Raw genomic sequence first — 19,530 nt, forward strand, 5'->3', positions numbered from 1 at the left:
CAGTGATGGAGATGAAATGACGGTTCTGCAGTTCCCGGCCGATCGGCGCACCGGCGATGTAAGACGATGCGCAGAAGCCCTCCGGCGGCTCCATGGGGAGGCCGCAAACCATTTCTGGCGATCGGAGATCACGGGCTTTGCCGCAGCGCTCAGGGGGCAGGGAATGGCGGAGGAAGAGATATCGCGGCAGGCAGGTTTGTTTATGCATGCGGTTCAGATGGAACTGCAGGCGCTCTTTGCGGAAGCGGATTCGGACGCCGCAGCGGGATGAGACTCCATGCTCGGCAGCCCGATGCCGGCCGGCCTGGCGATGGAAATTTCCACGTGCTTGAGGAAAAATGGTGCCGCTTACGTGACTCGAACACGTGACCCCATCATTACGAATGATGTGCTCTACCGACTGAGCTAAAGCGGCACGGGCAGCGGGCGGCTCGGCCGGCTGCAAGTGATGCGGCTGATACAGGCAAAAACTTGCGATTTCAAGCCGGGATTTGATCCGCTTTGCGATTTTCCTGAAATGGGCCTGCCTCGTCGATGCCCGGGCTCAAAGCGCGAGGCGTTTCCATGCCGTGCGGTATTCGCCCTCCAGCCGGTCGATGAGTTCGGCGACGGGAACCACCGCTTTGACTGCGCCGACGCCCTGTCCCGCGCCCCAGATCTCCTTCCAGGCCTTCGGTCCGCTCACGGCCGTCTCGAAATCCATTTTCGACGGGTCGGCGGCGGGCAGGTCATCCGGATCCATGCCCATGGCCCGGATGGAGCCCTTGAGATAATTGCCGTGAACCCCGGTGAAGTAATTCGAATAGACGATGTCGGCAGCGTTCGAATCGACGATCATCTGCTTGTAGCTTTCGGAAGCGCGCGCTTCATGGGTGGCGATGAAGGGCGAGCCGATATAGGCCATGTCCGCTCCCATGGCCTCGGCGGCGAGGATTCCCCCGCCGGTGGCGATTGCGCCCGCAAGCAGCAGAGGACCGTCGAACCATTCGCGGATTTCCTGCACCAGGGCGAAAGGCGATAGCGTGCCGGCATGGCCTCCGGCGCCGGCTGCGACCGCGATCAGCCCGTCCGCGCCCTTGCGGATTGCTGAATTGGCATGGCGGTTGTTGATGACGTCGTGGAGCACGATGCCACCATAGGAATGCACTGCGGCGTTGACCTCCGGCACCGCACCGAGCGAGGAGATGACGATCGGAACCTTGTATTTCACGCACATCATGAGATCGTGCTCCAGCCGTTTGTTGGAGGTGTGCACGATCTGGTTGACGGCGAAGGGAGCTGCGGGCCTTTCCGGGTTCGCGGCATTGTAGGCGGCCAGATCCTCGGTGATCATCGCCAACCATTCGTCGAGCTGGCTCTCCGGCCGGGCGTTGAGTGCCGGAAAGGCGCCGACCACGCCGGCCTTGCACTGCGCCAGGGTCAGTTCCGGATGGGAGATGATGAAAAGCGGCGACGCCACCACGGGCAGGCGCAGCCTGTCCTTGAGGATTGCTGGAAGCATGCGGTAAGTCCCTCCCGATTTACTTTTACGCAAACGTAAATCTCCCTAGCAGATGCTGCAGGGCGCGAAAAGTCGGTGTAATATTTTTCAACCGTGGCATGCTGAAATCGCCAGGGCCAGGCCGGAACATAAGCTCACCTTATTTTTCGCAATGGTGCAGCGGGCAGGCGGCGCTTGCAGTTCTTCTGCGGAGAGGTTACCGAAACGTGAATCCCCGTGTGTCGGGAACAAGAAGGAAGAAGGACCGGCAGTGAGCGGTTTGGAAACGGCCATAAGGAACGCACTGGAACGCTCGGATCGGGTGAACCGGGAAGTCAGGGCCCGTATTTATCAGTCGGCACGACAGGCGCTGGATGCCGGTCTTCGCAAGCAGGGCGTCTCCGACCGGCTGACCATCATGCAGCAGCAGGAGTTGCTGGAGCGGAAAATTCAGGAGATCGAGGCGGAGGAACTTAAGCGCTTGGAGCAACCGGCGCCAATGCCTGTCGTCGAGTTCGATACCAGACTTCCCTATGACCCGGAACCACAGCGTGTGGATCCGCCTGTCCAGACGACCGCCGCTTCTGGGCCGGCGAGGCGGGAGCCGGAGGTCATGCTCGATGGCGAAACGCGATCGGCGACGACCGCGCCTGCTGCTTCCACCGCTCCCCCGGTTGAGGCGGCGGCAGCCGCGCCGATGGGGTCTTCGGGCGATCTCGGCGGTCTCGGTGCTGCCCGTGCAGAGCGCCTCGAGGCCGTTCCGGCAGCGAAGCCTGCCAAGGCCGCAAAGGCAAAGAAGGCGCCGGCACCACCTTCCGGCACGACCCTGGACGTTCCGCCGGAGCGCGCTGCGAAGCCGCGCCGGCGCCGCGGTTTCCTCTCGCATCTCATGACATGGCTGATCACGCTCGCCGTCGTCGGTGGCGCCTGCTGGTGGTTTTATCAGTCCGGCATGGTTCAGTCGTTTATCGAGGAGGCGATGAAGGCGGCCGACCGGGCCACCGCCGCAGGATCGGGAGAGAGACCGATAGCCTTTGATCCGCGAAGCGGGTTTTCCGATGACTGGGCGGAAATCTTCGTTCCCTCCCGGGCTGCGGAATTGAAGCCTGGGAACCAGGCGCAGGTGGAGGCCGTGGCGGGAGCGGAGGGACAGGCCGTCCGCATCGTATCCGCCACGCCCGGCGAAGGCGGCGACGTGGCAATCGATGTACCGCCGGAAGTGTTGCGAGAAATGGCCGGCAAGAGCTCGACGGTGGCGCTGACGCTGCAATCGGCCCAGGACAGTTCCGTGCAACTCTCGGTGCGCTGCGATTTCGGCAGCCTCGGCAACTGCAGCCGCCATCGGTTCACGGCAACGCAGGAGAAGCAGGATGTGCTCTTCCGCGTCACCTTCGAACGGTCGCTAGCGCCCAATAGTCCCGGCCGCCTGATCGTCAACAGCGGCCTCGACGGCGCCGACCGGCCGGTGCTGCTTTATTCGGTGCGCATCCTGCCGGGCCAATAGTTCTACTTCAGGAATTTCGGCCCGAAGCCTAGGATCTTGTCATCGACCTCGCCGATGGTGCTCTTGTCCTTGCCGTCGTAGTCGAGTGACTGCAGGATATGGCGGATGACATTGATGCGGGCGCGGCGCTTGTCGTTCGCCCGCACCACTGCCCAGGGCGTTTCCTTTTCGTGCGTCTTTTCCAGCATCGCGTCGCGCTTTTCGGTGTAGTCGTCCCACTTGTCGAGCGCGGCGATGTCCATCGGTGAGAGCTTCCAGATCTTCAAGGGATCGTGCCGGCGCTCGTGGAAGCGCTTGAGCTGCATTTCCCGGCCGATGCTCAGGTAGAACTTGAAGAAGATGATGCCCTCGTCGAAGATAGTGTCCTCGAAGCGCGGCACGGCCTTCATGAAATCTTTGTATTGTTCCGGCGTGCAAAAACCCATGACCGGTTCGACGCCGGCGCGGTTATACCAGGAGCGGTCGAAGAGCACGATCTCGCCGGCGGTCGGGAAATGCGCGATATAGCGCTGGAAATACCATTGCCCGGCTTCGGTCTCGGTGGGTTTGCTGAGCGCCACAACCCTGGCCGAGCGCGGGTTGAGATAGGCGTGGATAGAGAAGATCGTGCCGCCCTTGCCGGCGGCGTCACGGCCTTCGAAGAGCGCCATCAGCCGCTTGCCGGTCGCCTTCAGCCAGAACTGTACCTTCACGAGTTCGATCTGCAGCTTCTCGAGCTGCTTCTCGTATTTATCCTCGTCCATCTTGTCGTCATAGGGATAACCGTCCGAGCTGAGCGCGTTGTCGTCAACCCAATCCGGCAGTTTGGGATCGTCGATGTCGAACCGCCTGATCTTGCCGCCTATCCTGAGGTCGACAGCCCGGCTTTCAGTGACATCCACCATGATTCTCTTCCTTCAATGTTGCGAACGGAGCGACTTTCAAATGTAACGCAGGTTCGAAATCCGGCTACCGTCATGTGAGCGCGGTTTTTTTGATCGGTCCATTGGAGGCGATGTATATCTGTCACGCAAGGCATATATGTGCGCGTGTTCAACTTGTGGGAACGGCGAGTCGGATCGTGGAGTCAGTATTGGAAAAATGGCGGCGGAGTTCGGGCGAGATGGTTGTCCAGGCCCGCCAGGAACGGCCTTTGCTATTGCTCCTGACGCTCGTTGCCTCCCTTGCTCTTCTGGCCGGCATGGCATGGCCGGGTGTGCTTGCCGGCTGGCTGCTGCTGGTCCTCGTCGTGGTGGCCCGCAAGCCGGCCGTCTTGCCGGTCGCGGAGCCGGAGATTGTCGAAGAGGAGGAACCGGTTTTCGATCCCTTGCCGCAGGTGGCTGCAACCCTCGGGGCGCTGGATATTCCGGCTTTCGTGCTCGGGCAGGATGCCTCCGTCCTTTTTCAGAACAAGGCGGCGGAAAAGGCTTTCGGTGCGTTGCCCACCGGCTCGCATCTTTCCGCGAAGCTACGCTCGCCCGGCATTCTCGACATGGTGCGCGAGACCATCGCCACGGACGAGCCGAACCAGATCGAGCATTCCGAACGCCTGCCTTCCGAACGCGTCTATATGCTGCGTGTCGCGCCGATCGATCTCGGTGAGCGGGCGCCCGAGATCCCGGACGACGAGGTGCAGAAATTCTACCTTCTGTCGTTCAAGGACATTTCGGAACTGCGCCGCATCGACCGGATGCGTTCGGATTTCGTCGCCAATGCAAGCCATGAATTGCGCACGCCGCTTGCGTCGCTGAGGGGTTTTATCGAGACGCTGCAAGGACCGGCACGGTCTGACCCGGCAGCCCAGGAGCGGTTTCTTGCCATTATGTTCGACCAGGCGACGCGGATGAGCCGCCTCGTCGACGACCTGATGTCGCTTTCCCGCCTGGAGCTCAAATCCCATATCGCTCCCGATCAGACCGTCGATCTGAGGCCTCTGATCGGCCATGTGCGGGATGCGCTTCTGCCGCTTGCCGAAGACCTCGGGGTGGAAATTCGCACGCACCTGCCTGAGGGCAAGGTCGAGGTGCTGGGCGATCGCGACGAGCTCGTCCAGGTTTTCGAGAACCTGATCGAGAATGCATGCAAATATGGTCAGGAAGGCAAGTTCGTCGATGTTTATCTTAAGAACGGACCATCGAAGCCGGTTGAGGTAAGCGTCGTGGATCAGGGGCCGGGCATTCCCGCCGAGCACGTTCCGCGGCTGACGGAGCGTTTCTACCGGGTCAGCGTTGCCGACAGTCGCTCAAAAAAAGGCACCGGTCTCGGGCTTGCGATCGTCAAGCATATCCTTACCCGTCACCGGGCGCGCCTGATCGTGAAGTCGGAAGTCGGCAAGGGAAGTGAGTTCACCGTACGCTTCTGATGTAAACCGGGTGCCTGCGAGGCAGCGGATGGCGCTTTTCGCACTCACAGCCTGTCTTATGGAATCCTGACGGCGAAAAAAGAGGTGCGCATCAACGCGCCTCTGCCTTCTGCCATTCCGGCAGCGGGAAAAGCCGGTCATAGGCCCAGTTGAAGACGAAGGCATAGACGACGTAGAAGGCGGCAAAGGCGAGGTCCATGATCAGCGCTTCCCACAGGCTGATATCGAGATACCAGGCAACGAACGGCAGAAGCACGATGAGCAGGCCTACCTCGAAAAGGATGGCATGTCCTGCGCGAATTGCCGGCGTCTTCTGGGTGCCCCCGGTCAGCCGCCGCATCAGGTGGTCGAAGCCGAGATTGTAGAGGTAGTTCCAGCCGGTGGCGATCGTCGCACCGCCGATTGCGATAACGCCGATGTCGGAGACCGGCTTGCCAAAGGCAAGCGCACCAAGTGGCGTGACGATGAGCAGCGCGATAACTTCGAAGCTGATGGCGTGGCGGATACGGTCGCTGGTCGAGCGCATGATACTCCCCGAATGGGTTGGTTCCGGGTCGTCCCGAAGTCTTGGCCCGATACGGGGGAGGCCGTCCTCGCTCCGTTGAGATAGGGGCTTTCGAACCACTCGGCAAGTCTTGTAAGGCATGGCTGCCAAGCGCAAGAAAAAAGCGGGCCTCGAAGCCCGCTTTCAATTCATCCTCGTGCCGTTTTTTCAGGCCCGGGCGGCGGCTCTGCGGCGGTCGTGCACCGGCTGATAGGCGAGCCGGGCATGGTAGTTGCAATAAGGTGAGGAATCCGGGGAGTCGCAGCCGCAGAAGTGGAAATCTTCCTTGAGTGGATCGCCGACGGGCCATTTGCAGGTGCGCTCGGTGAGTTCCGTCAGTGCCAGGCGGCGGGAAATCGGCACCACGACATTGCCGGCCGGCACGTATTCCATTTCCTGGAAGGAGTCGACCTCGATCTCCTCCTTCATGACGGTCGCGCCGACAGCACGGGCGACGGTCCGGGTCGTAACCCGGGAGGCGTAGTTCGGAGCCCGGGGTGCAGACGTCGTGCGCTTGGTGGTGCTGCGACCGGTTGCCACGGTGCCCCCGGCCTTCGCTCGGCCCGGCAGGCTGAGGCGATGCACTTTGCCGATCACAGCATTGCGGCTCACGCCCCCCAATTGCGCAGCGATCTGGCTGGCGCTTAGGCCTTCCGACCACAATCTCTTGAGTTTCTCGACACGCTCGTCTGTCCAGTTCATGCCCGTTCTCCGCCGTTGAACGTTGCAGGCATGCAGAATCCTTCCACCTTTGCTGAGGACATCATTCCACAGCACCCACTACATCTATGCTTGAGGTGACTAGTTCCGCCGCTTGCAGTCTAGTAATTGACGATTAACCTAGTGTGAGGCTGACTCCGTGGCAAGAGTCGGAGGAATCTGCAGGAATCGATTTCGTGGTTTTCCCCAACTTGCTGTTCGGGAGAGTCATTTTTGTCACATGTGAAGGCGCTTGTCTGTTTCCTAGCCGAAGTCACGCAAAATGCCGCGGTTTGTTGACATTCATAGCCTAAACATCGATAGTGCCACCGCCGCCCAGTGGGCGGCATTTTTGATTTTTTGGCCGGTTCCACGGCTTTTTGGTTTGCCTAGAGGAGTGATGTCGCCATGGCTGAAGCCGCGCTTTTCGACACCTTTGCCCGGGCCCCGTTGCGTTTCGAGCGTGGCGAGGGTGTATGGCTCGTGACGGAAAGCGGGGAGCGATATCTCGACTTCGGATCGGGTGTCGCGGTCAACTCGCTTGGTCATGCCCATCCGCATCTCGTTGAAGCGCTGAAGGCGCAAGCAGAGAAGGTCTGGCACACCTCTAATCTCTATGAGGTGCCCGGGCAGGAGACGCTGTCGCGCCGCCTCGTTGGGAAATCCTTCGCGGATAAGGTGTTCTTCACGAATTCCGGTGCGGAGGCGCTGGAATGCGCCATCAAGACAGCCCGCCGTTATCAGTATGTGAAGGGCCATCCGGAGCGGTTCCATATCGTGACCTTCGAAGGCGCCTTCCACGGCCGCACGCTTGCGACCATCGCCGCAGGCGGTCAGGCGAAATATCTGGAAGGCTTCGGGCCGAAGGTCGAAGGGTTCGACCAGGTGCCTTTCGGCGATCTGGACGCGTTGAATGCGGTCATCACGGAAAATACGGCTGCGATCCTGATCGAGCCGATCCAGGGTGAGGGCGGCATCCGTCCGGTTCCGAAGGAATTCTTGCAGGCGCTGCGCAAGATCTGCGATGACAATGGTCTGCTCCTGATTTTCGACGAAGTGCAGACGGGCGTAGGCCGCACCGGCAAGCTCTTCGCTTACGAGTGGTCGGGTGTCGCTCCGGATATCATGGCGCTCGCCAAGGGCATCGGCGGCGGCTTCCCTGTTGGCGCCTGCCTCGCGACCGCGGATGCGGCTTCGGGGATGACGGCCGGTACCCACGGTACGACTTATGGCGGCAACCCGCTCGCCATGGCGGTCGGCAATGCCGTGCTGGATGTCATCCTTGCCGATGGCTTCCTGGAAAACGTGCGCAACGTATCGTTGATCTTCCGCCAGGGGCTTGCCGGCCTCAAGGATCGCTTCCCAGATGTCATCGAGGAAATCCGCGGCGAAGGTCTGCTCCTCGGCATCAAGGCGAAGGTACCGGCGGGTGATCTCGTTGCGGCGATGCGCGGCGAACATATGCTGGGCGTTCCGGCCGGCGACAACGTGGTGCGCCTCCTGCCGCCGCTGACTGTTACCGTCGAGGAGGCCCGCGAGGGGCTTGCCCGTCTTGAAAAGGCGGCGGAAAAGCTCTCCTCCGCCGAACTGAAGAAATCAGCCTGAGGGGCAGAAGGGGGCGCCATTTGATGGTTCCCTCTCTATAGGGAACCGTAAGATGGCCGCACCGAAACATTTTCTCGATCTTTCCGCCATGTCTTCGGCGGATCTGAGGACGATCCTCGACGACGCCAAGACCCGCAAGCAGGCGACCAAGGCGGGCACGGCGGAAAAGCCGCTTGCCGGCAAGATGCTGGCGATGATCTTCGAAAAGCCTTCGACGCGCACCCGCGTTTCCTTCGATGTGGGCATGCGTCAGCTCGGCGGCGAGACGCTCTTTCTTTCCGGCACTGAAATGCAGCTCGGTCGCGCCGAGACGATCGGCGACACGGCAAAGGTCCTCTCCCGCTATGTCGATGCGATCATGATCCGCACCACCGATCATTCGCGCCTTATGGAAATGGCCGAACATGCGACCGTGCCGGTCATCAACGGCCTGACGGACGACACCCATCCCTGCCAGATCATGGCCGACCTGATGACCTTCGAGGAGCATCGTGGTCCAGTGAAGGGCAAGACCTTCGCCTGGACGGGCGACGGCAACAACGTCCTGCATTCTTTCGTGGAAGGCGCTGCTCGTTTCGGCTATCGCATGAATATGGCGGTGCCGATGGGGTCCGAACCGCGTGACAAGTTCCTGAACTGGGCGCGCGACAACGGCGGCGATATCATGCTCTGCCATGATGCTGAACGCGCGGTCACCGGCGCCGATCTCGTCGTCACGGACACCTGGGTTTCCATGAACCAGGAGCACAAGGCGCGTGGCCACAACATCTTCCAGCCCTACCAGGTCAACGGCGCGCTGATGAAACGGGCGGACAAGGACGCGCTCTTCATGCATTGCCTGCCCGCTCATCGCGGCGAGGAAGTCACCGACGAGGTGATCGATGGTCCGCAGTCGGTCGTCTTCGACGAGGCGGAAAACCGCCTGCATGCCCAGAAGTCCATCCTCGCCTGGTGCTTTGGCGCTGTCTGAGCCTCATTGCGCTCAGTCTTGATTTTCAATGCAGCCGGTCCCATCTACCGGCTGTCAATCCCGCCGCGTTTTGAAGAAGCGGCGTTTCAACATACATCGCCACGTCTTTTCCTCCAGCCAGCGGTTCCGCTCGGGCTGGCGCTTGTGTAAGACTGCTGGCGCGAAGGAGTGAAGTCATGGCGGAAGCGACTGTGGTACTGAACGATCTCGATTTTGCTGGAGATGACCGCGTCGTTCCCTTCCAGGTGGAAGGCTTGGACGTACGTGGACGGGCGGTGCAGCTTGGGCCGTTGCTCAATGCCATTCTCGGCCGCCACGAATATCCGGCGCCGGTTGCGCGTTTGCTTGCCGAGGCGATCGTGCTGACCGCGCTGCTCGGCACCTCGCTGAAATTCGATGGCAAGTTCACCGTCCAGACCAAAGGCGACGGTCCGGTCGATCTGTTGGTCGCTGACTTTTCCACGCCCGATGCTCTGCGCGCCTATGCCCGCTACGACGAAGAGGCGCTTGCCGAGGCCATCGAGGAAGATCGAACCTCTCCACCCGATCTTCTGGGCAACGGCGTGCTTGCTTTCACCATCGATCAGGGCAAGGGCATGCAGCCCTATCAGGGCATCGTCCCGCTCGACGGTTCGTCGCTCGAGGAAATTGCCGACGTCTATTTCCGCCAGTCGGAGCAGATTCCGACCAGGGTGCGTCTGGGTGTTGCCGAGCTTTTCGACCGCGATGCCGAAGGCAGGCCGCGCCACAACTGGAGGGCTGGCGGATTGGTCGCCCAGTTCCTGCCGCAGGCGCCGGAACGCATGCGCCAGCCGGACCTGCATGGCGGTGACGGCGACGAGCGCGAGCTCGATTTCACCGAGGACGATGCCTGGACGGAAGCGCGCACGTTGGTGGAGACGATCGACACGGACGAGCTGACGGACCCGCAGGTCCCGATCGAGCGGCTGCTGTTCCGGCTGTTCCATGAGCGCGGGGTGAGGGTCTACGAACCGCAGACCGTCTATGACCGCTGCAGTTGTTCGCGCGAGAAGATCAAGAGCGTGCTGAACGGCTTTACCGCCGAGGAGATCGAGGCGAGCCAGGAAGATGGCCATATCGCCGTCACCTGCGAGTTCTGCTCGACCACGTATCGCTACGAGGCGACCGAATTCGCCGCGGCTTGAAGTCGAAGGCGGGAGTGTCCTCCCGCCTTTTTCATCTCATGGCATCTTGCACTGGAAGTTGGTGCCGTCCTTGAGGTCGCCACTGCCGGAATATTTTGCGACCTGCGGGTAGGGGCAGAGCGGCCGTGTCATGGCAGGCTTGCCGTCCTTCACCTGAGCGGCCTGTATCACCTCCGGCGGATTGCCGTTTTCCACCCAATCCATCAGCGGCGTGAAGGCGTCGAAGACGTCCGTGCCGTAGCCCATGCTGCAATGGTACATGCCGGGCACCATGAAGAGGCGGTAGAATTCCGCAGTCCGCTCGGCGCCCATCTGCTTGCGGACGGATTCGTAGTAATTGACCCCCATCATCGGGTTGAGCGCCGGGTCGGACCAGCCGAAATAGGTGATCATCCGCCCGCCGCGCTTTTCGAATTCGCTGAGGTCGGGATTGGTCGCGTCGACAATCTCCCGGATCATGCCGATCTTTGGATATTCCGTGTCGAAGTCGAAGGTCTTCCAGTCGATCGCCTTGCCGGAGGCGGGCAGCATCGCCATGTTCTTCACGAAGGTTTCTCCATAGGCGAGCTGCCGGCTCGGTCCCTCTTCGGAGACCATCCACATGTCCCAGCCGCTGCTGCCGGAGGCATCGACGCCCTCGGTGCCGTATTGCACGCCAGGAAACACCGTCTCGCCCTTGATCTTCACGCCGCCCGCCAATGTCTTCAGCGTTTCCACCTGCGCATTGGTGAAACAGTCGGAACCGCCGGCCTCGCAGGTCTTCAGGTCTCTGGCGGGATCGAAATTGCATTGACGCGGGTCGGCGATCAGCCCGTCCTTGGCGCCGTCGATCCCGTCGCATTTGTCCATCACGGCCTTGGCCAGCACGGGAAGCTGCGCCTTGCTGATCGGCGCCTTGATGAGCGCCCGGGCGTTCCAGACACCCCATATCTGCGTGTTGGTGAGGTCGAGGACGGGCGCACCGGCTAGGATGCCGTCGAAATCGCCGGGATAACGCTGCGCTGAGATCAGCCCCTGGCGCCCGCCTGTCGAGCAGCCATCCCAGTAGGAAAAGGAAGGGTGCCGGTCGTAATAACGTGCGGCGATCGCCTTCGCCGTCTCGACCGTCACATGCACGGCACGTGAACCGTAGTCGATCAGGAGATCGAGGTCCTGGGCGAAATCGCCGAGCTTGTAGGTGGCTGCGTCATGTCCGGTATTCTGCTGGACTGTCAGGAAACCTCGCGAAAGTGCGGCATCGCGCGTCGCGATGCGTGATGATGCGGCAAGGTTCTCGCCTGCATAACCGCCATTGCCGAACATGTAGAGCCGCCGGTTCCAGTTGTCGGACAGGGTGATCTCGAAGCGGATCTGCGGTCGGATATATCCGGTCACCTGGCAATGGCCCGGCACATTGCCGGCGCCAGCCGCATGTGTGGCCTTCAGCATGGTTACCTCGGCGAAGGATTGGCCGTTCAGCATCCCGCAGGCGATCTGCGGCGAGACGGTGGCGGCCGAAAAATCCGGCCTGTCCTTCATGTCGAGGAAACTGCTTTTGTTCTGCGCCAGCGCGGGTGTGAAGGCTGCGAGCGCCAAAAGGGCGCAGGACGCGAGCAGAAGAGGACGGGTCATCAAGGCTCCTCCCAAAGACCGTTTTGACGGACTGAGAATGCCGGAAGAGGAAAGGAGCAACAAATAGAAAAACGGCACAACCCATAACCTCGGGGTTGTCTCCGCCGCGGCGGTTCAGTTGAGTACGCGCAGGAGGCCGGGCGAATCCAGAGAGAAGGCGGGGATGGTCACTTCGAAGGTTTCGCCCGCATCCGTCTGCATGTCGTAATGGCCGAACATCATGCCGGACGGCGTGTCGAGCGGGCAGCCCGAGGAGTATTCATAGGAATCGCCGGGTCTCAGCAGGGGTTGTTCGCCCACCACGCCGGGACCGTCGACCTCGTCCACCACACCGTTCTGATCGGTGATGTGCCAGTAGCGATGGACCAGCCTGACGGAGATCGGCGAATGGTTCTCGATGACGATGCGGTAACCCCAGACGTAGCGGCTTTCCTCCGGATTGGATTGCTCCTCCAGATAGTAGGGTTCGACAGCGACTTCGATATCTCGTGTCCGGGCGCGATACATGCGGCACCTCAACAATGCTCACTTGCGTTTCTGATTTCGAAGTTCGTCATACTTCGCAGCAACTTTGGAGCGAACTTCCGAATCCAAAGAACATGAGCAGCTTTATAATTCCAGTGTGGTTTTGGATTGGAAGTTCGCCGCAGCGCTTGCCGCGAACAATACTGCGAATTTCAATCCACCACACTGGCCGATATTGTACAGGGCTGCTGAAACGTCAAGAATTCTCACGGTTTGAACAACGGAGTGTGAGCGTTTCTTGAAATTAGGGATAACTGATATGGTGAATCCGGCAGGACCGGACTCACCATGCCGGATCGTTAGGCCGTAACTTCGGAAAGCGCCTTCGCGAAATCCTCGAGCAGGTCCTCGGTGTCTTCGATGCCAGCGGAAAAGCGTACGGTGCCGGGCGAAATGCCGAGCTCCGCGCGGGCCTCGTCCGTCAGGTTCTTGTGCGTCGTCGTGGCCGGATGGGTAATGAGGCTCTTGGAATCACCCAGATTGTTGGAAATTCTGACGATCTCCAACGCGTTCTGAAGTTTGAAGGCGGCTTCCTTGCCGCCCTTCAGCTCGAAGGCGACGAGCGTCGAGCCGCCTGTCATCTGCCTGGCGATGATATCGGCCTGCGGATGGTCCTTGCGGCCCGGATAGATGACCTGCGCCACCTGGCTCTGCTCGGCCAGGAAATCGGCGATCTTCGAGGCGCTCTCAGTCTGCTGCTTGACGCGCAGCGGCAGGGTCTCGATCCCCTTCAAAAGCGTCCAGGCGTTGAACGGCGACATGGCCGGGCCGGTATGGCGGAAATAGTCGTGCAGGTTCTCGTCGATCCAGGCCTTGTCGGACAGCACCACGCCACCGAGGCAGCGGCCCTGGCCATCGATATGCTTGGTTGCCGAATAGACGACGATATGCGCGCCGAGCTCCAGCGGCTTCTGGAAGAGCGGGGTTGCAAAGACGTTGTCGACCACCACTTTCGCGCCGATCTGGTTGGCAAGCCTGGCGACGCCGGCGATATCGACCACTTCCAGTGTGGGATTGGTCGGGCTTTCCAGGAAGAAGACCTTGGTCTTCGGAGTGATCGCCTTTTCCCAGTTTTCGAGATAGCGGCCGTCGATCAGCGTGCAGTCGATCCCGTATTTCGGAGCGAGTGTCTCGACCACCCAGCGGCAGGAGCCGAAGAGGGCGCGTGCGGCGACGATATGGTCGCCGGCCTTCAGCTGGCACAGGATTGCGGCGGTGACGGCGGCCATGCCGGAGGCGGTGGCGCGCGCGTCTTCGGCTCCTTCCAGCATGCACATGCGCTTCTCGAACATGTCGTTGGTGGGGCTGCCGTAGCGTGCGTAGATGAAGCCGTCCGTCTCGCCCTTGAAGCGGGCCTCGGCGGCTTCCGACGTATCGTAGACGAAGCCCTGGGTCAGGAAGATCGCTTCCGAGGTTTCGCCATATTGCGAGCGCAACGTGCCGCCGTGAACGAGCTGGGTTGCCGGGCGCCATGTCTTGGTCATGTTAAGTTCCCACCTTCAACAACAAAAAAACCGGTCGCAAAAGCAGACCGGTTTGGCACCCGGTCTTTTTAGCCACTTATTTAACGTGGCTGCAAGCCGACCGGCCAAATCACCACGGGATAAAGCTGCCATACGCCCGCTGCCTTCTTGCGTCAATGGTCTCGATTTGGTTTTGTCACCTGAAATACGGAAGAGACATGATGGCTCGCGAAACAGGCATTCTGGCGGACCGCGCGATTGCGGCGCTTTTCAAAAGTGGACGGCTCACTTCCGAGCGGGAGCTCGACCTTGATCAGATCCAGCCCGCAAGTCTCGACCTGCGCCTGGGCACGAAAGCCTTCCGCGTCCGCGCGAGCTTCATGCCTGGCCCCACGCACCTCGTATCCGACAAGCTCGACCGTCTGAAACTGCATGTGATCGATCTTTCGGAAGGCGCGGTGCTTGAAACCGGCTGCGTCTATATCGTGCCGCTGATGGAAAGGCTCGACCTGCCGGCCGGCATGTCGGCCTCGGCTAACCCGAAGAGCTCGACCGGCCGGCTGGACATTTTTACCCGCGTCATCACCGACTACGCGCAGGAATTCGACAAGATCCCGGCCGGTTATTCCGGCCCGCTCTATCTCGAGATCTCGCCGCGCACCTTCCCGATCGTCGTGCGCCGCGGCTCGCGTCTGTCGCAGATCCGCTTCCGGGTGGGGAATGCCCTGCTCGGCGAGCCGGAGTTGCTGCAACTCCACAACGACCAGGTTCTCGTCGCCGCCAGCAGGCCGAACGTTTCGGGCGGCGGCATCGCGTTGTCGATCGATCTCACCGGCGACAAAGAGGGGCTGATCGGTTATCGCGGCAAGCACCACACGGCGGTGGTCGATGTCGACAAGAAAGCCCAGCACGACATCTTCGATTTCTGGGAGCCGCTCTATAGCCGCGGCCGCACCGAACTGATCCTCGATCCGGATGAATTCTATATCCTTGTCTCGCGCGAGGCCGTGCACGTTCCACCTCTCTATGCAGCCGAAATGACGCCCTTCGACCCGCTGGTCGGCGAATTCCGCGTTCATTATGCCGGCTTCTTCGATCCGGGCTTTGGCCATGAAGCCGCAGGCGGCCGCGGCAGCCGGGCGGTGCTCGAAGTGCGCAGCCATGAAGTGCCCTTCATCCTGGAGGACGGCCAGATCGTCGGTCGCCTCGTCTACGAGCATATGCAGGAAAAGCCGGAAGGGCTTTACGGCACGGGTGTCGGTTCGAACTATCAGGCGCAGGGCCTGAAGCTCTCCAAACATTTTCGTGCATGATCGAAAGCGGGAACGCTTGACACGCAGCCCCATCTGTTGAAAGTCTCAACGCGCAAGCGGGTGTAGCTCAATGGTAGAGCAGCAGCTTCCCAAGCTGAATACGAGGGTTCGATTCCCTTCACCCGCTCCACCTTGATCCTAAGGCACTTCCGGCGTTTTAAAGCCTTCAGAACAAACCGTGGTTTTACAGTCAGTTTTACACCTGCGTGTTCATCGGCCGTTCTTTTTGGCATCATCCGCACGGCGCTGGCGGGCATCGTTGATCTGCCGAATCGCTTCGCGCGTGGCCGCTCCCCGCGCGACATAGCGCTTGATGATCTTCTCGACGTATTCCTCTTCCCAGCCCATGATTTCCGCGATCACCCGGATAGACAGGCCGGCGATATAGAATTTCGTCGCTGCCGTGCCGCGCAGGTCGTGGAAGTGGAGATCGCGCTCCTGCATGTTCGCTTCGACCTTCGCCGTCCAGAACGAACTTGCGAGGCCGTCGTTCGTCCATGGCTTCTTGCGGCTGTTCGTCAGGATGACCGGCGAGCGCTTCGGGATCCTGCCCAGGAGGCTCCTGAGATCATCGTAAAGCGGAACGACGGCTTCCCGCCGGTGCTTGCTCTTGCCCGTCGTGATGACGATCGCATCCTCGCCGACGTGAGACCATGACAGACGCACGAGATCTCCGACGCGCAAGCCGGTGTGAGCCGCGAGGTCGACGGCGAAACAGACTTCATCCGAGGCGACTGCCTTGATCTGGGCTATATCGTCATCGGTCCAGACGATCTCGGCGCGGGAGCTGGTGTAGAGGTGCTTGATGCCCTCGCAAGGGTTGGAAGCAATCTTTCCCAGAGGGTCGACCGCGTGCGAAAGGATGCGGGACAAGACCTGCATGCCGAGGTCGGCAGTGCGGGGCGTTTCGGCGTACTGGTTTCGCCAGCGCCGGATAGACGGCCTGATCTTCTCATGGTGATTGAATGTCGCCGTCCGCATCTGGCCGAACTGCGCGGAGATCCTGTCGAGCCAGGGCGACCAGACGCGCCTGGTGGAATCGGAAAGTTTCGGAAATTCCGTCTTCTTGTAATGATTGATGACGGATTGGAGTTTTGTGTCGTCGACGGCGTGCCGGATCTCGATGGCTTCGTTGTAGGAGGCCATGAACTCGGCCGTGCCCGGAACGCCTTCCAGCCGCGGGCCGCCTCGCCATGCATAATAATAGACGAAGATGCGGCCGTTCTTCCTGATCTTGACGGTGTGGATGCCTTTTAACTCGACTTGGACCACCTGGCCTCATTCTCCTTGATTTCGCGATCGATCTCGTCCTCTTCAGACGCCTTCTGGGGGACAAAATGCCACCGCATGCCGCCATCCGGCAAGGTATCCAATGCGCAAGGCGTCAGTCCGCTCTCCTTGAGTGCGGCGAGCGTCGTCTTGATGTCGGTGGCGCGGATGCCGGCGCGGCGTGCCATCACTTCGCCCTCCGCTCATGGTCCGGCTGGCCATTGTCAAAATCCATCGCGAACCTCCGGGAATGCATCGTAAGTCACGCCATCGATCGTGCGGCCCGAAAGGTGCCTGCCGACGCGCCGCACGGTGGCGCCGTCTTCAAACGTGAAGTGCGCGCCCGGCCCGGCGACTTCCGAAACGGAAACCCATTCGCCGTTCTGCTTGTGATGGAACGGAACGCCGGCAGCCGCGCACTGATCCCGCAACGATCTGAACCAATCCGGGTGCGTCGGCCGGGCCTTGTGGCCGCCCTGGTCGGTCTCACCGCCGGTGATCACCCAATGCGGCATCAGGTGCGGCGGTATGACGATCGGGCCAAGCAGAGGTTCGCAGGATACGAACGAGAACGCGGCAGGCAGGGCGCGAAACGCCCGATCGAGCGCCGGCAGGTTGATGTCCGCCCGCGGCTGGTCCTCTATCGTGGCGCCGATGGCCGCGTTCGGCGGCAGATATCCGACATCGGCGACAAGCCTGATGATGTTCTGGGGGCGTTTCGTCAGCAGGAGATAAACGAGGTTTGGAGTACGGCGCATGACCTCGAACGCGTGGGCGCGCCACTTTGCATTGATCTGGTTGTCGAAGATGTCTGCAAGCGATGCACAGAAGACGAAGGGCCGCTCCCCGTCGCGCTCGGCCTGCCGCTGCCAGCGATACGGGAGCTTCCAGTTGCCCGGCGACGTCAGCACCCTTTCGGCGTGCGGTCCCCACTTCACCTTGCCATAACGCTTGTCCATCAGCGCTTCAGCATAACAGCCGTCGCAGGCTGGCGAGACCTTTGTGCATCCCATCCAGGGGTTCCAGGTGTGGCGCGTCCATGAGATCGGGGAGTTTTCAGCCATGATTGGCCTCCAGCATCTTGCGCCATTCGAAAAATCCGAGCTGCCCTTTGACCGCGATAAACGTGACCGGGCGGGCGTTGCGGATGACAAGGCCGTATCTGCCGACGAACCATTCGCTCTCGACCAGTTCGGCAAGTGCCTTCTGGGTATTGTGCAGGGTGTCGGAAAACTCCCTGTTGAGATCGCCCCTTTCGAGAAGGCCGATCAGCACTTTGGCATCGCGTATGATCTTCATGGGTTTCGTCCCCGTTCAAAAGGAATGACTGCCGCCCCTCACAGGCGGCAGGCGATGGCGAAGCAGAGCCTGAAGACGATCAGGCTCAGAAGGGTGAATTCGACGGCGCGCAGCCGCCAGAAATGGACAGTCGCGAGGATGTCGAGCAGATCGGGATCGGCGCGGCGCTCGCGCGTGGATCCGTCGGCGAAGGGCTCGATGCGAATGGCGCGGGCGTTCATGCCGCAACCTGTCCGGCCTCGCGGATGCGGGCGGCCACCTTCGGGGCGTGGGTTGCGATTTCTTCCTGGGTGAAACCGGCGCGGATCAGGTCGGCGTCGGTCATGGCACCGCGTTCGCGGTAAAGATCGAACATCTCGGTTTCGATGTTGCGGGCACTGGTCTTCAAGATACGGCTCACTGCTCTCTCCTTGGCTGGGTTTTCCCGCTCGACCGGCGCGCCCAAGGGGGTAACAGGCGCGCCGGCCGTTCTCGGCGGGGATAGCCGGCACGGGGGACGATGCCGGACAAGGAGAGACGATAATGCGGTATTTATCCCGCGTCAACAGAAATACGGTATATATACCGCATGTTTCTTGCTTCGTTCCCGATTGGCATTTTGCGGGATAAGCGCCGCGTCGGCTTCTGATTCGGCAAGCGCCCATCCAAAACGCGACGCGCCCGGCTCCGATCAGGGCCAGGCGCGTAGGTGGAAAGGCAGGTGACGGGCGATTTACATCCGGACGATGGTCATGACGACCCGGCCGAAGATTTCCGGAATATTGTCGTTGTCGGGAAAGATCGGCTCGTGTGCCGGATTGGTCGAAACCGGTTCGAAGCGCGTCGGGCTCTGGCGATAACGCTTGTAGGTGGCGCCGCCATGGCCGTCCAGAACGATATAGCAAGCGTTCTGGACAAGGCGCTTGTCTTTGCGGTTGACGATGATGACCGAGCCTTCCGGCGAGATGCGGTCCATCGAATCCCCGATGATATCGAGCGCATAGAACTCGCCGTCGCCGAGGCCTGCCACCTCGACGCGCGGGGCGTCCGAGATGTCGACGACCGGATCGGCCGTGCCGAAGGCGCCGGCGTTCACCCAGGAGATTTTCGGGACGCTCTGGTTCGCTTCCGTCTCAATGCCGAAGGCCAGATATTCCGGCGTCGTCTCCAGGACGGGAGCAATCTGGATCAGGCTGTCTATGCGCGGCAACGCATCCTTCGCCCGCCAGCCGCGCACGAGATCGGGCTTGTTGGCTGCAAGCATGCCGGCACGGCGTTCGCTTATCCCGACCTTTTTCAGTCGTTCTTCGACGCGCTCAAGGATTTGACTTTTCAAAAGATTTGCCATGTGCGGCATTATTGCCGCAAACGAGGCTTCCGGCGAGCGGGACATATCCCGTTGACATGTGCGGTATATATCCCGCATTATGGCTGGCATGACGCTGATTTCCTCATTTTTGCTACTTGCCGAAACCTATTGCCGCGCCGCCGGGATCGCGGAGGCGACGCTGTCGTCTCGGATGTTCCGTGACGGCAAGCGGATCGGTCAGATTCGTGAAGGGTCGGACATCGGCGTGCGTCGACTGGATGTCGCGGTACAGTGGCTTTCCGACAACTGGCCCGAAGGTTTCGATTGGCCGGCAGGCGCGGTTCGCCCCGAGCCGTCGACGAAGATCGCGGAGGCTGCCGAATGACAGACCTTCGCAAAACGCTCCTCCCGCGCGGTTTTGGTATGGGCCGCGCCAACTGCCGCCGGGACGGC

The 19,530-nt window shown here is 61.0% G+C and carries 22 protein-coding genes, 2 tRNA genes and 1 riboswitch; of the genes, 9 read left to right on the forward strand and 15 right to left on the reverse strand.

The window, feature by feature from the left end; genetic code table 11:
• The first annotated feature begins 16 nt into the window (after positions 1-16).
• On the forward strand, positions 17-271 hold the full coding sequence (locus J2046_RS01060) for a DUF6074 family protein (protein ID WP_037159996.1): 255 nt from the start codon (positions 17-19) through the stop codon (positions 269-271).
• A gap of 68 nt (positions 272-339) precedes the next feature.
• Here the strand turns inward: J2046_RS01060 and J2046_RS01065 are convergent.
• Positions 340-415: transfer RNA gene (locus J2046_RS01065), tRNA-Thr, on the reverse strand.
• A 129-nt stretch (positions 416-544) separates the two neighbouring features.
• Positions 545-1,501, reverse strand: coding sequence for an NAD(P)H-dependent flavin oxidoreductase (locus J2046_RS01070; protein WP_210048131.1), 957 nt, complete (start codon positions 1,499-1,501; stop codon positions 545-547).
• 250 nt (positions 1,502-1,751) lie between these two features.
• Here J2046_RS01070 and J2046_RS01075 point away from each other — a divergent pair, with 250 nt between their 5' ends.
• Positions 1,752-2,984: a hypothetical protein gene (locus J2046_RS01075; protein WP_210048133.1), complete on the forward strand. Its 1,233-nt coding sequence runs from the start codon at positions 1,752-1,754 to the stop codon at positions 2,982-2,984.
• A 2-nt stretch (positions 2,985-2,986) separates the two neighbouring features.
• Here the strand turns inward: J2046_RS01075 and ppk2 are convergent, their stop codons facing one another.
• The gene (gene ppk2 / locus J2046_RS01080; RefSeq protein WP_210048141.1) at positions 2,987-3,868 is read right to left on the reverse strand and encodes a polyphosphate kinase 2; all 882 of its coding nucleotides are present in this window, start codon (positions 3,866-3,868) and stop codon (positions 2,987-2,989) included.
• 218 nt (positions 3,869-4,086) lie between these two features.
• Between ppk2 and phoR the strand changes: the two genes are divergently transcribed.
• Positions 4,087-5,325, forward strand: coding sequence for a phosphate regulon sensor histidine kinase PhoR (phoR, locus tag J2046_RS01085; protein ID WP_210048149.1), 1,239 nt, complete (start codon positions 4,087-4,089; stop codon positions 5,323-5,325).
• A gap of 91 nt (positions 5,326-5,416) precedes the next feature.
• On the opposite strand, the gene J2046_RS01090 is transcribed toward phoR, so the two are convergent.
• Positions 5,417-5,851, reverse strand: a complete 435-nt coding sequence (locus J2046_RS01090) for a PACE efflux transporter (protein ID WP_210048159.1) — start codon at positions 5,849-5,851, stop codon at positions 5,417-5,419.
• A 186-nt stretch (positions 5,852-6,037) separates the two neighbouring features.
• The gene (locus tag J2046_RS01095; RefSeq protein WP_037159029.1) at positions 6,038-6,571 is read right to left on the reverse strand and encodes a GcrA family cell cycle regulator; all 534 of its coding nucleotides are present in this window, start codon (positions 6,569-6,571) and stop codon (positions 6,038-6,040) included.
• A 405-nt stretch (positions 6,572-6,976) separates the two neighbouring features.
• Here J2046_RS01095 and J2046_RS01100 point away from each other — a divergent pair, with 405 nt between their 5' ends.
• The 3 genes from J2046_RS01100 (at position 6,977) to J2046_RS01110 (ending at position 10,309) form a co-directional block, all read left to right on the forward strand.
• Positions 6,977-8,173: an aspartate aminotransferase family protein gene (locus J2046_RS01100; protein WP_210048161.1), complete on the forward strand. Its 1,197-nt coding sequence runs from the start codon at positions 6,977-6,979 to the stop codon at positions 8,171-8,173.
• A 52-nt stretch (positions 8,174-8,225) separates the two neighbouring features.
• Positions 8,226-9,143, forward strand: coding sequence for an ornithine carbamoyltransferase (argF, locus tag J2046_RS01105; protein WP_210048163.1), 918 nt, complete (start codon positions 8,226-8,228; stop codon positions 9,141-9,143).
• A 176-nt stretch (positions 9,144-9,319) separates the two neighbouring features.
• A complete protein-coding gene (locus tag J2046_RS01110) occupies positions 9,320-10,309 on the forward strand; it encodes an Hsp33 family molecular chaperone (protein ID WP_210048165.1) in 990 nt (329 codons plus the stop codon).
• A gap of 36 nt (positions 10,310-10,345) precedes the next feature.
• Here the strand turns inward: J2046_RS01110 and J2046_RS01115 are convergent, their stop codons facing one another.
• The 3 genes from J2046_RS01115 to J2046_RS01125 form a co-directional block, all read right to left on the reverse strand.
• The gene (locus J2046_RS01115; protein WP_210048174.1) at positions 10,346-11,920 is read right to left on the reverse strand and encodes a tannase/feruloyl esterase family alpha/beta hydrolase; all 1,575 of its coding nucleotides are present in this window, start codon (positions 11,918-11,920) and stop codon (positions 10,346-10,348) included.
• A gap of 114 nt (positions 11,921-12,034) precedes the next feature.
• Positions 12,035-12,427, reverse strand: coding sequence for a Co2+/Mg2+ efflux protein ApaG (gene apaG / locus J2046_RS01120; RefSeq protein WP_210048176.1), 393 nt, complete (start codon positions 12,425-12,427; stop codon positions 12,035-12,037).
• Between the two features lie 317 nt (positions 12,428-12,744).
• A complete protein-coding gene (locus J2046_RS01125; RefSeq protein WP_037159015.1) occupies positions 12,745-13,929 on the reverse strand; it encodes an O-succinylhomoserine sulfhydrylase in 1,185 nt (394 codons plus the stop codon).
• Positions 13,930-13,976: 47 nt separating this feature from the next.
• Positions 13,977-14,055, reverse strand: a riboswitch (SAM riboswitch).
• 71 nt (positions 14,056-14,126) lie between these two features.
• Between J2046_RS01125 and J2046_RS01130 the strand changes: the two genes are divergently transcribed.
• Positions 14,127-15,221, forward strand: a complete 1,095-nt coding sequence (locus tag J2046_RS01130; protein WP_210048178.1) for a 2'-deoxycytidine 5'-triphosphate deaminase — start codon at positions 14,127-14,129, stop codon at positions 15,219-15,221.
• Positions 15,222-15,277: 56 nt separating this feature from the next.
• Positions 15,278-15,351, forward strand: a tRNA-Gly gene (locus tag J2046_RS01135).
• Between the two features lie 80 nt (positions 15,352-15,431).
• Here J2046_RS01135 and J2046_RS01140 read toward each other — a convergent pair.
• From J2046_RS01140 to J2046_RS01170, 7 genes are all read right to left on the reverse strand, one after another.
• A complete protein-coding gene (locus J2046_RS01140) occupies positions 15,432-16,493 on the reverse strand; it encodes a tyrosine-type recombinase/integrase (protein WP_210048180.1) in 1,062 nt (353 codons plus the stop codon).
• A complete protein-coding gene (locus J2046_RS01145) occupies positions 16,475-16,678 on the reverse strand; it encodes a hypothetical protein (protein WP_210048182.1) in 204 nt (67 codons plus the stop codon). The genes J2046_RS01140 and J2046_RS01145 overlap by 19 nt, the downstream gene beginning before the upstream one ends.
• A gap of 36 nt (positions 16,679-16,714) precedes the next feature.
• On the reverse strand, positions 16,715-17,554 hold the full coding sequence (locus J2046_RS01150; protein ID WP_210048184.1) for a phage Gp37/Gp68 family protein: 840 nt from the start codon (positions 17,552-17,554) through the stop codon (positions 16,715-16,717).
• On the reverse strand, positions 17,547-17,789 hold the full coding sequence (locus tag J2046_RS01155) for a hypothetical protein (RefSeq protein ID WP_210048193.1): 243 nt from the start codon (positions 17,787-17,789) through the stop codon (positions 17,547-17,549). Before J2046_RS01155 ends, J2046_RS01150 begins: the two co-directional genes overlap by 8 nt.
• Before the next feature lie 38 nt (positions 17,790-17,827).
• On the reverse strand, positions 17,828-18,010 hold the full coding sequence (locus J2046_RS01160) for a hypothetical protein (RefSeq protein WP_210048195.1): 183 nt from the start codon (positions 18,008-18,010) through the stop codon (positions 17,828-17,830).
• Positions 18,007-18,189 (reverse strand): hypothetical protein, encoded by a 183-nt coding sequence (locus J2046_RS01165; protein WP_210048205.1) that lies wholly within the window; start codon positions 18,187-18,189, stop codon positions 18,007-18,009. The genes J2046_RS01160 and J2046_RS01165 overlap by 4 nt, the downstream gene beginning before the upstream one ends.
• A gap of 312 nt (positions 18,190-18,501) precedes the next feature.
• Complete coding sequence (locus J2046_RS01170) at positions 18,502-19,104, reverse strand: S24 family peptidase (protein ID WP_233469460.1); 603 nt, start codon at positions 19,102-19,104, stop codon at positions 18,502-18,504.
• Positions 19,105-19,204: 100 nt separating this feature from the next.
• Here J2046_RS01170 and J2046_RS01175 point away from each other — a divergent pair, with 100 nt between their 5' ends.
• On the forward strand, positions 19,205-19,462 hold the full coding sequence (locus J2046_RS01175; protein WP_210048209.1) for a hypothetical protein: 258 nt from the start codon (positions 19,205-19,207) through the stop codon (positions 19,460-19,462).
• Positions 19,463-19,530 lie beyond the last annotated feature (68 nt).

Source organism: Neorhizobium petrolearium, from assembly GCF_017873175.1.
Taxonomy (GTDB): Bacteria; Pseudomonadota; Alphaproteobacteria; order Rhizobiales; family Rhizobiaceae; genus Neorhizobium; species Neorhizobium petrolearium.

Bases quoted from the DNA above. Each gene is read 5' to 3' on its own strand.
- J2046_RS01175 (WP_210048209.1), top strand. From the start codon at position 19,205: ATGACGCTGATTTCCTCATTTTTGCTACTTGCCGAAACCTATTGCCGC.
- J2046_RS01155 (WP_210048193.1), bottom strand. From the start codon at position 17,789: ATGAAGATCATACGCGATGCCAAAGTGCTGATCGGCCTTCTCGAAAGG.
- J2046_RS01150 (WP_210048184.1), bottom strand. From the start codon at position 17,554: ATGGCTGAAAACTCCCCGATCTCATGGACGCGCCACACCTGGAACCCC.
- ppk2 (WP_210048141.1), bottom strand. From the start codon at position 3,868: ATGGTGGATGTCACTGAAAGCCGGGCTGTCGACCTCAGGATAGGCGGC.
- J2046_RS01095 (WP_037159029.1), bottom strand. From the start codon at position 6,571: ATGAACTGGACAGACGAGCGTGTCGAGAAACTCAAGAGATTGTGGTCG.
- J2046_RS01060 (WP_037159996.1), top strand. From the start codon at position 17: ATGACGGTTCTGCAGTTCCCGGCCGATCGGCGCACCGGCGATGTAAGA.
- J2046_RS01115 (WP_210048174.1), bottom strand. From the start codon at position 11,920: ATGACCCGTCCTCTTCTGCTCGCGTCCTGCGCCCTTTTGGCGCTCGCA.
- argF (WP_210048163.1), top strand. From the start codon at position 8,226: ATGGCCGCACCGAAACATTTTCTCGATCTTTCCGCCATGTCTTCGGCG.
- J2046_RS01125 (WP_037159015.1), bottom strand. From the start codon at position 13,929: ATGACCAAGACATGGCGCCCGGCAACCCAGCTCGTTCACGGCGGCACG.
- J2046_RS01090 (WP_210048159.1), bottom strand. From the start codon at position 5,851: ATGCGCTCGACCAGCGACCGTATCCGCCACGCCATCAGCTTCGAAGTT.
- J2046_RS01145 (WP_210048182.1), bottom strand. From the start codon at position 16,678: ATGGCACGCCGCGCCGGCATCCGCGCCACCGACATCAAGACGACGCTC.
- J2046_RS01130 (WP_210048178.1), top strand. From the start codon at position 14,127: ATGATGGCTCGCGAAACAGGCATTCTGGCGGACCGCGCGATTGCGGCG.
- J2046_RS01160 (WP_210048195.1), bottom strand. From the start codon at position 18,010: ATGAACGCCCGCGCCATTCGCATCGAGCCCTTCGCCGACGGATCCACG.
- J2046_RS01110 (WP_210048165.1), top strand. From the start codon at position 9,320: ATGGCGGAAGCGACTGTGGTACTGAACGATCTCGATTTTGCTGGAGAT.
- J2046_RS01100 (WP_210048161.1), top strand. From the start codon at position 6,977: ATGGCTGAAGCCGCGCTTTTCGACACCTTTGCCCGGGCCCCGTTGCGT.
- J2046_RS01070 (WP_210048131.1), bottom strand. From the start codon at position 1,501: ATGCTTCCAGCAATCCTCAAGGACAGGCTGCGCCTGCCCGTGGTGGCG.
- phoR (WP_210048149.1), top strand. From the start codon at position 4,087: ATGGTTGTCCAGGCCCGCCAGGAACGGCCTTTGCTATTGCTCCTGACG.
- apaG (WP_210048176.1), bottom strand. From the start codon at position 12,427: ATGTATCGCGCCCGGACACGAGATATCGAAGTCGCTGTCGAACCCTAC.